The following is a 14,690-nucleotide window of genomic DNA, read 5'->3' on the forward strand; positions in this document are numbered from 1 at the left end:
GTTCCCGGTCAGTGGAGGCGCATTATAGGGAGTTCCTGACAGCCTGCAACCCCTAATTTGAAAAAACTTTTCAACCGTGCTTTTTTTCAGCAAAAATGGGGTAAAAGGCCAGTATTTAAACAATTATTAAGCTAAACATTCAGTACCGGTGCTAAACAGTAGAGTAAAATAGAACTATAAGAAGACAGATAGGACAAAACACCATGCAACTAAATACCCAACAACAGGCCGCCCAGCGTAATCTTTCGTATCTGTTGGCCGAAAAGATTGGCCAGCGTATTCTCGCCGGGGAATATGAAGCCGGCAGCATATTGCCTGGCGAGATAGAGTTGGGAGAACAATTTGGTGTTAGCCGAACTGCTGTTCGCGAAGCGGTAAAAATGCTCGCCGCAAAAGGGATGCTATTACCCCGCCCACGGATTGGTACTCGGGTGATGCCGCAAGCCAATTGGAACTATCTCGATCAGGAGTTATTGACCTGGTGGATGAACCGAGAGAATTTCGATGAAGTCATGCAGCACTTCCTTATATTAAGGAGGTCACTCGAACCTCAAGCTTGTTCACTGGCAGCTATCAATGCTAATGAAAAGCAACGGGCATTATTAACTTCATTAATAGAAGAGATGCGAGCACTGCATACTCAGTTTAATCGTGAACGATGGATTCAAGTGGATGCTCAGTTTCATCAATTAATCTATGAAGCCAGCGGCAATCCATTTCTGACATCGTTCGCGAATTTGTTCAGTTCGGTTTATCACAGTTACTTTCGCGCCATTACCGGTGATGAGGTGATAAAACTGCAACACCATCAGGATATTGTCGACACCATTCTAGCGGGCGACAGTCAAGGTGCTTTATTAGCCTGCCAAGTGTTATTAACAGAGAAAGATTAGCGACTAAATGTTATTTATATCTATATAGATAGAGAGGGTATTCCTCCCAAGATAACCAGGACAGACAATGATAAAATCTGCACGCAGCATGGCGGGCCTTCCTTGGATAGCCGCCATGGCTTTCTTTATGCAGGCTTTGGATGCCACCATACTGAATACGGCACTCCCTTCAATAGCTGAAAGCCTTAACCGCTCACCGCTGACCATGCAATCAGCCATTATCAGTTATACCCTTACGGTTGCCATGTTGATTCCGGTGAGTGGCTGGCTGGCCGACCGCTTTGGAACTCGGCGGGTTTTCATTGTGGCAGTGTCATTATTTACGTTCGGCTCGTTTCTGTGCGCGCTTTCAGATTCACTGCCGTTTTTAGTGACGTCCCGAGTGATTCAGGGCGTCGGCGGTGCGATGATGATGCCCGTGGCCAGATTGGCACTTATCCGGGCTTATCCACGAAGTGAATTACTCCCCGTATTAAATTTTGTCACTATCCCCGGATTAGTCGGTCCGGTAATGGGGCCATTACTCGGTGGGCTGCTAGTAACCTATGCCACATGGCATTGGATTTTTATCCTTAATATACCTATCGGCTTGTTGGGCATTTTTTATGCTCGTAAATACATGCCTGACTTCACCATGCCTAAACGTGCCTTTGATTTTATTGGTTTCCTGCTATTCGGCAGCAGTTTAGTCATGATATCCGTGAGCCTGGAAATCATGGGACGGCCTGATATCGCCGACTATCTCCCCGCCGCAACTATGGTCGGCGGCTTATTGATGCTGCTCTTTTATGTATTCCATGCCAAAAATCACCCTAATCCACTAATCGGATTACCGCTATTTAAGACCAGAACATTCTCTGTCGGGATTGCCGGTAACGTCGCGTCACGTCTGGGCACCGGTTGCGTACCTTTCTTGATGCCATTGATGTTGCAGGTTGGATTTGGTTATTCAGCGATTATTGCTGGTTGCATGATGGCCCCCACAGCCATTGGTTCGATGATGGCAAAATCTGTGGTGACGCAAGTATTGCGTTCGTTGGGCTACCGTAAAGTGTTAGTGGGGGTCACGGTGATTATCGGCATCCTGATTGCTTTGTTTTCACTGCAATCACCGGGTATGTCGCCTTGGTTGATGATATTGCCACTCTTTATATTGGGTATGGCGATGTCCACACAGTTTACTGCGATGAACACCATCACGCTGGCTGACTTAACAGATAATAATGCCAGCTCGGGCAACAGTGTTTTGGCAGTAACCCAACAACTGGCCATTAGCTTTGGTGTGGCTATCAGTGCGGTTGTATTGCGCTTTTACGATGGGTTATCCGTGGGCAATAATGTTGATCACTTCCACTACACCTTTATTACTATGGGTATGGTGACATTATTGTCTTCTGCAGTGTTCTTATTACTCAAACCCAAAGATGGCAATAATCTCATTAAGGGCCGAGCAGTGAAAAAAGTCGCGCAACCCGCAGAAAGCGAAGTTTAATGGGTAGCGACTGACCCACGTTCGACCAGCTCGGGAGTGAGAATCAGAACTTGAGGTTCCGCTTCCGGGTTATTTAACCGATGAATCAGAGTATCAATGGCAAGTTCACCAAGAGAGTCTTTTGGCTGATGAATGGTCGTCAGCGGTGGCGTCATATATTGTGCGATTTCGATATCATCGTAACCAATGACGGCCATATCTTGCGGAATTGATAACCCTGCCTGATGCAAAGCCTGATAAACCCCAACAGCCATGGCATCGTTGCTGGTAAAAACGGCTTCAGGTGGCTCGGCCAATGCCAGTAACTGTTTCATGGCAACCAAACCGCCACTAAATTCAAAATCACTCGCCACTTCATATCCCGGTAGCACCGGTAAACCAGCACGATCCATTGCCTGGCGGAATCCTTCCAAACGTTCTTTGGCTGGTGTTTTATCTTGTGGGCCAGCAATACAGGCGATGCGGGTATATCCTCTGGCAATCAAATATGAGGTTGCCATTTCCCCACCTAATAATGAGTTGTCCTGAATAACATCATTCACCCCTTCGAACGGAGCCCAATCCATCATAATGATCGGCAATGAAGGGTAGCAACGCAGAATATCTTGTGATGGGCGGTGGCTTTCGGTGCACATTAATAGCAAACCATCGACACGCTTTTGCATCAGGGTTTCAATGCTGCGGCTCATGCGATCGATATCACCTTCGGTATTACACAGAATCAAGCTATAGCCGCGCTCATAACAGCTGCGTTCAACACCACGTACAACTTCGGCATAAAACGGGTTGCTACTGGCGGTAACCAACATACCTATGGTACGGGTTTGATTGAGTTTTAAACTCCGCGCTAGCGCAGAAGGGGCATAGTTGAGTTGCTTGATGGCAGCTTGCACTTTGTCGCGAATAGGATCGCTGACAAAACGATTTTTATTAATAACATGCGAGACTGTTGATGTTGATACGCCCGCTAGGCGGGCGACATCTTTCATGGTGGCCAAAGTTATATCCGGTCTTGTAAGAAACTGTCGATTTCGGCCCGCCATGGAATGGAAGGTTGTGCGCCAGGGCGAGTGACCGCAATAGCAGCCGCAGCATGGGCAAAACGAATGGCTAAGTCCATCGATTGACCTTCCAATAAAGCAGTCAGCAATGCGCCATTAAATGTATCGCCGGCAGCAATAGTATCCACTGCATTCACCTTGAAGCCAGCAACCAATTGACCTTTACCCTGTTCACTGAGCCAAACACCACGGCTACCCAAGGTAATGATGACGGTAGCAATCCCTTTATCATGCAGAATTTGCGCAGCTTTAGCGGCATCATCATCCTGCTCAATATGCACGCCGGTTAAGCGCTCAGCTTCGGTTTCATTGGGTGTTATCATATCCACCAGCATTAACAACTCATCGGGCAACGCGCGAGCTGGGGCTGGATTAAGAATTACTTGGGTTTTATGCTGCTTTGCCAGTTTAGCAGCGGCGATAACTGTCTCAAGTGGCGATTCCAGTTGCATCAATAATGCATCAGCATCAATAACCTGCTGTTGGTAGCGGCTAAGATACGCCGGTGTGACCGCTGAGTTTGCGCCAGCATCAATACCAATGACATTCTCGCCTTCACCGTTAACAAAGATCAGCGCAACCCCTGTTGTGGTGCCGGCTACCGCCTCGATGGGTGCAGTATCAATATTATCGCTGGCTAACTGCTGACGCACCCGGTCACCAATATCATCTTCACCCACACAGGCAATAAACGCGATATTCGCCCCACTACGGCCAGCAGCAACCGCCTGATTAGCGCCTTTACCACCGAAAGCAACTTTATACTGCTTCCCGATCACCGTTTCACCTGGACGCGGAAACTGCTCAATATTCAGAATATGGTCGGCATTGATGCTGCCTAAGACCACTAATTTACCTGTTTCCATCACATGTATTCCTTTGTACTTGAAGCTGCAGGGTTGTTAGCTACATTCGCTCCCCCGAATTACTTACTTCAGTAAGTTCATCGGGATGAGTTCATTTGCTGCCTACCTGCAACTTCAATTACCTTGGATTTATTAAATAATTATTCTTTGATGAATAACGTTATTGCTTAGTCACTAACTTCAAGTCAACCGGGATAACCGCTGGTACTTTTTCACCTTTCAGTACTTTATCCGCAGTTTGCACCCCAATAACACCAATTTGATCAGGGCGTTGAGCGATTGTTGCACCCATTTTGCCGCTTTCAACTGCTTTGATACCATCGTCTGTACCATCAAAACCAACCACTAACACATCAGTTTTGCCCGCAGTCTGCAAGGCGCGCAGTGCACCCAGAGCCATTTCGTCATTCTGCGCAAAGACAGCTTGAACATCCGGGTGAGCCGTCAACAGGTTCTGCATGACATTCAGACCTTTAGTGCGGTCAAAATCAGCAGGCTGGCTAGCTAACAGCTGGAACTTGTTTTTTTCCATTGACTGCTTAAAGCCTTCGCCACGTTCGCGGGCAGCAGAGGCACCGGCAATCCCTTCCAACTGAATCACTTTGGCATCGGTACCGACTTTCTTAGCAATGAAGTCACCGGCCATTTTGCCGCCGAAACGGTTATCAGAGGCCACGTGGCTCACGACAGTGCCCGCGTTAGCCAGACGGTCGAGGGTAATGACTGGGATATTAGCCTGATTGGCCATTTTAACTGCGTTGCCAACTGCATCGGAGTCAGTTGGGTTAATCAACAGCAATTTAGTGCCACGCACTGTTAAATCCTGCACGTTAGCTAGCTCTTTGGCCGGGTTATTTTGAGAATCCAATATCACCAGATTGTAGCCAAGCTTATCCGCTTCTTTTTGTGCGCCGTCTTTCATTGAAACAAAGAACGGGTTATTCAGCGTGGAAACTACCAGCGCGATCGTGTCTTTTGCTAGCGCGTTAGCACTTACGGTAGCGCTCAGTGCAACAACAGAGATCAATGTAGCCAGTTTCTTCATTTTCATGGTCGCAATTTCCTGTAGGGAGTTAGCTAATTCAATTTAGTAGGCGCTATTGTCGCAGACAGTTTGGGCGCGGCCAGCACACAGAACCGGAACGTACACCAAGTACGTGAGGATTCTGAGCACTGCCCAATACCAAAATGGCCAGTAAAATAGCCTACTGCTTTTTATTGTCTACCAACACCGCTAGCAGGATAACCACTGCTTTGACGATCATTTGGTAGTAGGAGGAGACACCCAATAAATTCAAACCGTTATTTAAAAAACCGAGGATTAATGCGCCGATCAGGGTGCCAACAATCCGCCCTTTCCCCCCAGCAAGGCTGGTACCTCCCAGAACCACGGCTGCGATGGCATCCAGTTCATAGCCGGTACCGGCGGTAGGTTGTGCTGACGACAAACGGGCGACTTCAATAATCCCTGCCAATGCCGCTAACAACCCACATAGCGAATAAACAATAATTTTAACTTTATCGACGCTGATACCAGAGAGACGAGTGGCTGACTCATTCCCCCCCAATGCATAGATATAGCGCCCCAAGCGAGTGTGATGCAGCATGTACCAGGCAGCAATAAAGACAATTGCCATCAACCAGATTGGGGTCGGTACCCCAAATGGGCGGCCAATACCGAACCAACCAAAAGTATCTGCCACATCAGTAAAACCGGTATTTACCGGGCTACCATTGGTATAAACCATGGTGACACCGCGCAATAACAGCATCATGACCAGCGTGGCAATAAATGCCTGCACTTTGCCTTTAGCAACAATCACCCCGGTGATCCCACCGACAAACGCCCCCAATGCCAATGCCGCACCTACGGCAACCAATGCATTAACTTCCAGCCCGACAATCGAGGCCGCTACCGCACCAGTCAGCGCCAGTAATGAACCTACCGACAGGTCAATCCCTGAAGTCAGAATAACCAGTGTCATCCCCACCGCCATGATGGCGTTAACCGAAGTCTGCTGGAGAATGTTAAACATGTTATTAAGGGTAAAGAAGTTCGGACTTAGGGACGAAACCACAGCAATCAGCACTAGCAGCGCAATCAGTGATTTTTGTTCTAACAACCATTCTTTACTGAACCAGCGTTTTGTCTGGATAGTCTGGGAACTCATATCTGATCACTCCTGCTCTGCACGCTATGACTTGTCGAGCTATTATTTATAAATGAATCACGCTTGCCGACGGCGGCTGCCATCAATACTTCCTGGGTCGCCTCTTCAATAGAGAACTCGCCGCTTAGCTGACCTTCATGCATAACCAGAATGCGGTCACTCATGCCCAGCACTTCTGGCATTTCCGAAGAAACCAAAATGATGCTCAGCCCTTCTTGTTTGAATTGGTTAATTAACTGATAAATTTCTTTTTTGGCCCCAACGTCCACACCACGGGTCGGTTCATCAAGGATCAATACTTTTGGCCGCGTCATCAAACCGCGAGCGATAGCGACTTTCTGCTGATTACCACCGGATAACAAACCAATAGGTTGTTCCATGGATGGCGTCTTGATATTAAATAAACGAATGAAATCGGCTACTGCCAACTGTTCGTCGGCATGCTTGAGGGAACCGCCGCTGCGGCTAAAATAACGTAATGCAGTCAAAGACATATTTTCTTTAACCGACATACCCAGCACCAAGCCATCCCGTTTACGATCTTCGGAAATATAAACGATGCCGTTTGCTAAACCGTCTTGTGGTGAATGAGTCACGACTTCGCGGCCATCCAACATGATAAAACCAGATTTACGCGGCAATGCACCATAGATGATTTTCATCAACTCGGTACGGCCTGCGCCCATCAAGCCAGCAACTCCCAAGATCTCGCCACTATAAAGGGTGAAACTGACATTTTTCACCCCGGGGCCACATAGCTGTTTGACTTGTAAACGCTTTTCACCACGCGGTAAGTTCAGGCGTGGGTATTGTTCTTCTAACTTACGGCCCACCATCATCTCAATCAGTGAGTTTTCAGTCAGGTCACTCACCGGTTTTTCCGCGATAAATTGCCCATCACGAAATACCGTGACGTCGTCGCAAATCTCAAAGATCTCTTTTAAGCGGTGGGAGATATAAACAATGCCGCGCCCTTCGGCCTTCAGCTCTTTGATGACGTTAAATAAAGAGGCGGTTTCGGTATCGGTCAGTGCATCGGTTGGCTCATCCATAATGATGACTTTGGATTCAAAGCTCAGCACCTTGGCGATTTCCACCATTTGCTGGTCACCAATAGAAAGTTCGCCCACCAGCCGATGGCTGCTGTAGCTGATATTCAGGCGGGCTAGCAGTAAATCGGCTTCGGCATACATCTTTTTCCAATCGATGCCGCCAAAACGATTAACAAATTCACGCCCTAAAAAGATGTTTTCTGCGATGGTTAACTGCGGGATCAGGTTAAGTTCCTGATGAATAATGCCGATCCCCGCTTCTTGCGAGTCTTTTGGGCCATTAAACACCACTTCTTTACCCAAGAAATGCTGACTGCCGGCATCTTTACTGTAGATGCCAGTCAGCACTTTCATCATGGTCGATTTTCCAGCCCCGTTTTCGCCCACCAGTGCCATTACCCTGCCGGGATAGACACTCAGTGCAGCACCGGAGAGTGCTTTGACGCCGGGAAAGGCTTTATCAATCCCTTTCAGTTGCAGCAAAGGTTGCATAAATGCCTCAGAAAGTTACGCCGGAGCAGAGAATGATGTTAGCAAAGGGGGAACATTCCCCGCTACGAATCACTGCCCGGCTTTGTTTGGTTTGCTCTTTAAAAGCCTCATGGCTGATATAGCGCAAAACAATTTGGTTTCCCTGATGTTGTTCAAGTTGTGTGAGTTGGGCGAGTAACGCTTCATGGAGTTGCGGATTATTTTTAACAATCTCTTGTGCGAGGTAGGCACTCTCAACCTGCATCTCTTGCGTTACCACCTCAAGAACCTGGAGGAAACCAGGAACGCCTCGTGTCAATGCCAAGTCGATACGTGTGGTGGTTGCCGGTATTGGCAGCCCCGCATCACCTATCACCAGCTGATCGGTATGACCCAGACGGGAGATAACAGCGGAAATATCAGAATTCAGTAATGCGCCTTTTTTCATTTTCTACTCCAACAGCGAAACGTTTCGCTGATACTGAGTTTAGAAAAATGGCAGCAGAAGGCAAACCCAATTTGGTGAAAATGTGATCGCCATCGAAACGTTTCGCTGAACCTATGAAAAATCAATACTCGCTACAGTTTCATCGGAGACCGCACCCAATTTGTTATAACGTCTAGCCATACTCTGAAGATATTTCAAACGATCAGTCATCGCATTTTACCTCTATCTATTCTTTATTCTTATTCAATTCCTGCCTGATGGCATTAGACATATTTAGGAAGTCTTTTGCGAACGCACAGTAGACTTCAACTTCGTCTTCTTCCAGTTTGCTTATCCCACCAATTTAGTGGAAACCTAATCAGCAAGAAAAAGGCCGTTAATCATAACGGCCTCCCTATCTAAATCTCGACTTGCGTCCCTAACTCAATAACCCGGTTAGGCGGGATCTCAAACTGATCGGCTGCACGTAGCGCATTACGGCTGAGGGCAATAAACAACTTGCCGCGCAGGAACAGATACCAAGGGCGTTTGGTCAGAATGAGTGACTCGTGCGACATAAAGAATGAGGTTTCCATCATCTGGCATGGCAAGCCCTCTAAACCACAGCGATGGAAAATCTCTTCTACATTTGGCGTTTCTCGCCAACCATAGCTGGCGACCACTCGCCAGAATGTCGGTGAGAGTTGCTCGATAGTCACCCGATTAACATTATGCACATAAGGCGCGTCTTCGGTGCGCAATGTCAGCAACACCACCCGATCATGCAACACTTTGTTATGTTTCAGGTTATGTAACAAGGCAAATGGAATGACATTCATTGCCCGCGACATATACACCGCCGTCCCTGTTACTCGTACCGGAGGCGATTTTTCCAATGAGGCAATCATCGCCTCCAATGAATTACCATGCTCATGCATACGGCGCAGCAGACTGAAACGCTCGCTCTTCCAAGTGGTCATGATGATAAACATCACTAAACCAAGAGACAGTGGCAACCAACCGCCGGAGAACAATTTCAGAGCATTGGCAGAAAACATCGGCACATCGATAATCAGTAAGATCACCAGCAGACAGCCGACAAAAACGCGATTCCAATGCCAGTTTTTCAGCGCTACGGTGCAGAACAGGATACTGGTTATCACCATGGTACCGGTCACGGCAATCCCATAAGCCGCAGCTAAATTACTGGAGCGTTCGAAGCCAACAATAACCATCACCACCGCCAGATACAGTGTCCAGTTAATCACTGGGATATATATCTGGCCTGATTCCATCTCTGACGTATGAATAATTCGCATTGGCGGCAAATAGCCTAAACGAACCGCCTGACGGGTCAGTGAGAACACACCGGAGATAACCGCTTGCGAGGCAATAACTGTCGCTAATGTTGCCAAGATTAACAGTGGGATCAGCGCCCAGTCAGGAGCGAGTAGGAAGAAGGGGTTTTTGATGGCTTCTGGATTTTTCAGTAATAACGCGCCCTGACCAAAGTAATTCAGCACTAATGACGGCAAAACCACAGTAAACCATGCCAACCGAATAGGAAATTTACCAAAATGCCCCATATCGGCATATAACGCTTCTACCCCGGTAATAGCCAAAACTACAGCGCCAAGGGCGAAAAATGAAACTGATTTATATTCTGTGAAGAAGCTTATTGCCCACTTAGGATTCAGTGCAGCCAGAACTTCTGGGTTAGCGATAATACTGCGCAGGCCAAGGAGCGCCAAGGTCAGGAACCACACCAACATTACCGGGGCAAAAAGTTTACCGACGCTACCGGTACCGTGTTTTTGAATAATAAACAGTAGGGTTAACACCGCAATCGAGCAGGGAACAATATAGGGATCAAGTGCAGGAGCGGCAATTTCCAACCCTTCAATGGCCGACATAACCGAAATAGCTGGAGTGATGACGACTTCACCATAAAAGAAGCTGCCGCCAATTAAGCCGAGTATCACCAAAATAGACGTGGCTCTGGAAGACGTATTGCGCCCGGCCAAAGACATTAACGTTAAAATACCCCCTTCACCGGCGTTATCTGCGCGCATGACATAGGTCAGATATTTAACCGAGACAATCAGAATTAGCATCCAGAATATCAGCGATAAAAAACCAAACACCACATCTGGACGGACATCAAAACCATAATGACCAGAAAAGCACTCTCTCAAGGTATAGAGCGGGCTGGTACCAATATCACCGTAAACCACCCCTATTGCCGCCAGGGTTACCGCCGATAAAGACTGTTTATGCTCTGTGCTCATAATTGATTTCTTTTTGCTAGAACATCCATAAGCTGCTGCGTGCGTTTAAGAACAACTTTAACAGATCCTGTCGTCTTTATACGCTCATCAAAAGGCGCACAGTATGCACGATTTCAATGGATTGCCTACCCTTAAATCAAGCAACAGCAAGAGTAAAAATGTATAAAAATATGACTATTCAACAATCTATTCCCTTAAGAAAAAGAGGATTTATTTCCCGTGATCAGGTAAAAATCAATTAACTAACGGAACATATAGAGCAATTATGGCGCAATCATCACAATTAGCTGAAAGAATCTCCCGCTTGAGCAGTGCCCTTGAAAGCGGTCTGTATGAAAGACAGGAAGCTATCCGCTTGTGTTTGCTGGCGGCCCTCAGTGGCGAGAGCGTCTTTCTGCTCGGCCCTCCTGGGATTGCCAAAAGCCTGATTGCCCGCCGCCTGAAATTTGCCTTCCGAAATGCCCGGGCATTTGAATATCTGATGACCCGCTTTTCAACCCCTGAAGAAGTGTTTGGTCCACTCTCTATTCAAGCACTGAAAGAAGAAGGGCGCTACCAGCGCATGACCGGGGGCTATTTGCCTGAAGCTGAAATTGTCTTTCTTGATGAAATCTGGAAAGCTGGCCCGGCGATTCTGAATACCCTGCTCACCGCCATTAATGAACGACGTTTTCGTAATGGTGATCGGGAAGACAGAATCCCAATGCGCTTGCTGGTGACAGCTTCCAATGAATTACCCGATGCAGACAGCAGTCTAGAGGCACTTTATGACCGTATGTTGATCCGTATCTGGCTGGATCGCGTGCAAGAAAAACAGAATTTCCGCTCATTGCTGCTTAGCCGGCAAGATGAAAACCATAATCCGGTGGCGGAAAATCTCAGTATCAGCGATGAAGAGTTTTATCAGTGGCAGCCCTTAATCGATAAAATCACTCTGCCGGATCACTGTTTTGAGCTTATTTTTCAGTTACGTCAACGACTCAGTGCACAAGAGCAGGCACCGTATGTCTCTGACCGGCGTTGGAAGAAGGCTATGCGTCTACTGCAAGCTAGCGCCTTTTTCAGTGGGCGAAATGAAATCACCCCTATCGACCTCATTTTACTGAAGGATTGCCTATGGCATGACCTTAGCTCGCTGAAGCTGCTACAGCATCAGTTAGAGCAGTTGTTAACCGAGCAGGGATATCAGCAGCAAAGTCTATTAATGAAGCTACAACATATTAATGGTCAATGGTTGCAGCACCAACAGCAGCAAAGTGACCATCAAGCACTGACGGTGACCAAGCAAAGCGGCATGTTCAGCCGTAAAGCGCAATATGCCCTGCCAGAGACACTGACTGATAGTACGTTAACGCTGTTACTGCAAAAGCCTCTTAACTTGCATGACATTCAAGTTAATCATCTGCAAATAGAGAAAGAGGCTCTGGCGCAATGGTTGAACAAGGGTGGAGTATTACGCGCCAAATTAAATGGCGTCGGTTATGCCCAATCTATTGATGCAGAAATTGATGAACAGCTCCATATCACGGTGTTAGATGTTAGTCGCCAGTCATCAATACTCTCACAACCCGGAGCCACGACCACCAGCGTTCCCCCCGAGTTGCTGGTGGAGCTTACCGAGTTGGAAAATAATCTGTCCGAGCAACGGCGGTTATTCAATCAGCACCAACCATGCTTGTTCACGCCATCCTCTTGGTTGGCGAAAATAGAAGCGAGCTTGTTGCAGGTGGCAGAACAGTTGAAACAGCAGCAACAAAAACTGCGCGGGCACTGACAGATGCTGAGCTTGGCAACATTAGATTTGCTGTTATCGATAAGCGAAAATGAGCTTATCGAAGAGATGGTGGTGGGATTGCTGGTCTCTCCTCAGCTAGCGATATTTTTTGAAAAATTTCCGCGAATTAAGCGCGCATTAATGAAGGATATTCCCGGCTGGAAGCAAAACTTACAGCAGCGTATCCAAGAAGCAAAAGTTCCGGCAGGATTGGCTGATGAGTTTTACTTATACCAACAGAGCCAATTAGAGAGTAGCCCGATATTTTATGCCCATCTTCCCGATATCGTAGCGCAGCTACAGCAATGGCATTCTCCTTTTGCCGAACAAGCTAAAACATTATTACAAACCGCTGATTTAGAAAGAAACCCACAGACTGGCGATAGCTTACAAACTCTCTTTTTACAGCGCTGGCGTGTCAGTCTGACGCTACAAACCATCACTATTCATCATCAGTTGCTGGAACAAGAGCGAGAGCAACTGCTAGCCGAATTACAGCAGCGACTAGCACTCAGTGGCGCATTGGAGCCGATTTTGGCGACCAATGACGGGGCCGCAGGGCGGCTTTGGGATATGACTCAGGGCCATTTACAGCGCGGTGATTATCAATTGTTACTGCAATACGGTGATTTTCTACAGCAACAACCGGAATTGCAGCAGTTAGCAGAACAGTTAGGCCGTAGCCGCTCAGCCAAAGCACAACCTACCCCCGATGCTCGCTATGAACCTTACACAGTAATGGTGCGCCAACCTGATGCGGTACCGGAGGAGGTCAGTGGTATTCACCTGAGCAATGACATTCTGCGATTGCTCCCAACAGAGCTGGTTATGCTGGGGATGAGTGAACTGGAGTTTGAATTTTACCGCCGCTTACTCGAGCGTCGCTTGCTCACCTATCGCTTACAAGGGGATAACTGGCAGGAAAAAACCTTACAGCGCCCTGTTAGCCTTAAAAGTCATGATGAACAGCCACGTGGCCCCTTTATCGTTTGTGTCGATACTTCTGGCTCGATGGGCGGGTTTAACGAGCAATGTGCCAAAGCTTTCTGTTTAGCTCTGCTCCGTATTGCGCTGGCGGATAACCGCCGCTGTTACATCATGTTATTTGCGACAGAAATAATTCACTACGAACTCTCTGCGGCCAGCGGCATTGAACAAGCAATACGTTTTCTCAGCCAACATTTTCGTGGGGGGACGGATCTGGCGGCCTGCCTAACCAACACCTTAAACAAAATGGAAGAGAGAGAGTGGTATGACGCCGATGCGGTGATTATTTCGGACTTTATTGCCCAGCGCTTACCCGAAGAATTAATCCGCAAGATTAAAATTCAACAGCAAGCCCATCAACACCGATTCCATGCCGTGGCGATGTCTGCATATGGCAAGCCCGGTATCATGCGCATTTTCGATCATATCTGGCGCTTTGATACCGGTTTAAAAAGCCGCTTGATGCGCCGCTGGAAGCGATAACGTATTTTAGTTTAGTAGGCCGGCCCCCACATTTATCGACAGTCCCAATATTGTCATATTGAAAATAAAGGATAATACCGACTGCAATAACACCACGCGGCGGATATCAGATGTGCCGGTTGCCACATCGGCGGTTTGCGAAGCCACACCAATAGTGAATGAGAAATAAAGAAAATCCCAATAGGAAGGCGTGGTTATCTCCTTAGGGAAAAGTAACGGCAACGTGGTTTCTGACTCATCACGGCGCATATAAAACAGGTGGGCGTAGTGCATAGTAAAAGCGGTGGGTAATAGTAGCCACGAGACTAATAAAGTCATGCCCGTCAGTATCAAATGAACCGCCTTGGCTGAACCGGCTAACTGATTTGCAGTACTCAACTCAAACAATATAACCAAAATGCTGGCCAGACACGCCATGCTGACAATCGACAACACCATGCTGGCGCTTTCATCTTGTACACGGGCTATTTTGCTGATTTTTTTTGGATCAGTACGTAATAGTTGCAGCCATAAAAAGAGCAAATAGAGCCAGGCAGAAACATTCCAACTGACCATCAGCCGCAATAAAACAGTGTAATGTATTGGTAACAGAAAATAAGTGGCAACCCCAGCACCAACAGAAAACAACAACCTTGGGCGGGCATGTAAATAGTGTCTAATTGGATGAAATAGAAGCATAACATCAATGACCTTGTTGATAGTTATATTGAATATACACCAATAGT

At 47.3% G+C, this 14,690-nt stretch carries 12 protein-coding genes; 4 read left to right on the forward strand and 8 right to left on the reverse strand.

The genetic code is table 11. The annotated features are described in order from the left end of the window. The first annotated feature begins 203 nt into the window (after nucleotides 1–203). Nucleotides 204–893 carry a FadR/GntR family transcriptional regulator gene (locus FTA96_RS01960; protein WP_050109323.1) on the forward strand — a complete coding sequence of 230 codons (690 nt, stop codon included), beginning with the start codon at nucleotides 204–206 and terminating at the stop codon, nucleotides 891–893. A gap of 67 nt (nucleotides 894–960) precedes the next feature. Then, nucleotides 961–2,385 carry a multidrug transporter subunit MdtD gene (gene mdtD / locus FTA96_RS01965; protein WP_050109322.1) on the forward strand — a complete coding sequence of 475 codons (1,425 nt, stop codon included), beginning with the start codon at nucleotides 961–963 and terminating at the stop codon, nucleotides 2,383–2,385. Here the strand turns inward: mdtD and rbsR are convergent. The 7 genes from rbsR to kup form a co-directional block, all read right to left on the reverse strand. Further along, nucleotides 2,382–3,383 carry a ribose operon transcriptional repressor RbsR gene (gene rbsR, locus FTA96_RS01970; RefSeq protein ID WP_050109321.1) on the reverse strand — a complete coding sequence of 334 codons (1,002 nt, stop codon included), beginning with the start codon at nucleotides 3,381–3,383 and terminating at the stop codon, nucleotides 2,382–2,384. The two genes, mdtD and rbsR, sit on opposite strands and share 4 nt — an antisense overlap. 2 nt (nucleotides 3,384–3,385) lie before the next feature. Continuing rightward, a complete protein-coding gene (gene rbsK / locus FTA96_RS01975) occupies nucleotides 3,386–4,312 on the reverse strand; it encodes a ribokinase (RefSeq protein ID WP_050123860.1) in 927 nt (308 codons plus the stop codon). Nucleotides 4,313–4,472: 160 nt separating this feature from the next. Beyond that, on the reverse strand, nucleotides 4,473–5,363 hold the full coding sequence (rbsB, locus tag FTA96_RS01980; protein ID WP_050109319.1) for a ribose ABC transporter substrate-binding protein RbsB: 891 nt from the start codon (nucleotides 5,361–5,363) through the stop codon (nucleotides 4,473–4,475). Between the two features lie 154 nt (nucleotides 5,364–5,517). Next, nucleotides 5,518–6,483, reverse strand: coding sequence for a ribose ABC transporter permease (gene rbsC / locus FTA96_RS01985; protein WP_050109318.1), 966 nt, complete (start codon nucleotides 6,481–6,483; stop codon nucleotides 5,518–5,520). Then, nucleotides 6,480–8,027: a ribose ABC transporter ATP-binding protein RbsA gene (gene rbsA, locus FTA96_RS01990; RefSeq protein WP_050109317.1), complete on the reverse strand. Its 1,548-nt coding sequence runs from the start codon at nucleotides 8,025–8,027 to the stop codon at nucleotides 6,480–6,482. The genes rbsC and rbsA overlap by 4 nt, the downstream gene beginning before the upstream one ends. Before the next feature lie 7 nt (nucleotides 8,028–8,034). After that, nucleotides 8,035–8,454 (reverse strand): D-ribose pyranase, encoded by a 420-nt coding sequence (gene rbsD / locus FTA96_RS01995; protein WP_050109316.1) that lies wholly within the window; start codon nucleotides 8,452–8,454, stop codon nucleotides 8,035–8,037. 398 nt (nucleotides 8,455–8,852) lie between these two features. After that, nucleotides 8,853–10,721 carry a low affinity potassium transporter Kup gene (gene kup, locus FTA96_RS02000; RefSeq protein ID WP_050109315.1) on the reverse strand — a complete coding sequence of 623 codons (1,869 nt, stop codon included), beginning with the start codon at nucleotides 10,719–10,721 and terminating at the stop codon, nucleotides 8,853–8,855. A 265-nt stretch (nucleotides 10,722–10,986) separates the two neighbouring features. Here kup and ravA point away from each other — a divergent pair, with 265 nt between their 5' ends. Both ravA and viaA read left to right on the forward strand, forming a co-directional pair. Beyond that, nucleotides 10,987–12,495: an ATPase RavA gene (gene ravA / locus FTA96_RS02005; RefSeq protein WP_050109314.1), complete on the forward strand. Its 1,509-nt coding sequence runs from the start codon at nucleotides 10,987–10,989 to the stop codon at nucleotides 12,493–12,495. Nucleotides 12,496–12,498: 3 nt separating this feature from the next. Further along, on the forward strand, nucleotides 12,499–13,965 hold the full coding sequence (viaA, locus tag FTA96_RS02010; protein ID WP_050109313.1) for an ATPase RavA stimulator ViaA: 1,467 nt from the start codon (nucleotides 12,499–12,501) through the stop codon (nucleotides 13,963–13,965). A gap of 6 nt (nucleotides 13,966–13,971) precedes the next feature. On the opposite strand, the gene FTA96_RS02015 is transcribed toward viaA, so the two are convergent. Continuing rightward, nucleotides 13,972–14,643, reverse strand: a complete 672-nt coding sequence (locus FTA96_RS02015; RefSeq protein WP_145573089.1) for a DUF1345 domain-containing protein — start codon at nucleotides 14,641–14,643, stop codon at nucleotides 13,972–13,974. Between the last annotated feature and the right edge of the window lie 47 nt (nucleotides 14,644–14,690).

The sequence above is a fragment of the Yersinia alsatica genome, from assembly GCF_902170305.1.
Taxonomy (GTDB): Bacteria; Pseudomonadota; Gammaproteobacteria; order Enterobacterales; family Enterobacteriaceae; genus Yersinia; species Yersinia alsatica.

Bases quoted from the DNA above. Each gene is read 5' to 3' on its own strand.
- FTA96_RS01960 (WP_050109323.1), top strand. From the start codon at position 204: ATGCAACTAAATACCCAACAACAGGCCGCCCAGCGTAATCTTTCGTAT.
- mdtD (WP_050109322.1), top strand. From the start codon at position 961: ATGATAAAATCTGCACGCAGCATGGCGGGCCTTCCTTGGATAGCCGCC.
- rbsK (WP_050123860.1), bottom strand. From the start codon at position 4,312: ATGGAAACAGGTAAATTAGTGGTCTTAGGCAGCATCAATGCCGACCAT.
- rbsB (WP_050109319.1), bottom strand. From the start codon at position 5,363: ATGAAAATGAAGAAACTGGCTACATTGATCTCTGTTGTTGCACTGAGC.
- rbsC (WP_050109318.1), bottom strand. From the start codon at position 6,483: ATGAGTTCCCAGACTATCCAGACAAAACGCTGGTTCAGTAAAGAATGG.
- rbsA (WP_050109317.1), bottom strand. From the start codon at position 8,027: ATGCAACCTTTGCTGCAACTGAAAGGGATTGATAAAGCCTTTCCCGGC.
- rbsD (WP_050109316.1), bottom strand. From the start codon at position 8,454: ATGAAAAAAGGCGCATTACTGAATTCTGATATTTCCGCTGTTATCTCC.
- kup (WP_050109315.1), bottom strand. From the start codon at position 10,721: ATGAGCACAGAGCATAAACAGTCTTTATCGGCGGTAACCCTGGCGGCA.
- ravA (WP_050109314.1), top strand. From the start codon at position 10,987: ATGGCGCAATCATCACAATTAGCTGAAAGAATCTCCCGCTTGAGCAGT.
- viaA (WP_050109313.1), top strand. From the start codon at position 12,499: ATGCTGAGCTTGGCAACATTAGATTTGCTGTTATCGATAAGCGAAAAT.
- FTA96_RS02015 (WP_145573089.1), bottom strand. From the start codon at position 14,643: ATGCTTCTATTTCATCCAATTAGACACTATTTACATGCCCGCCCAAGG.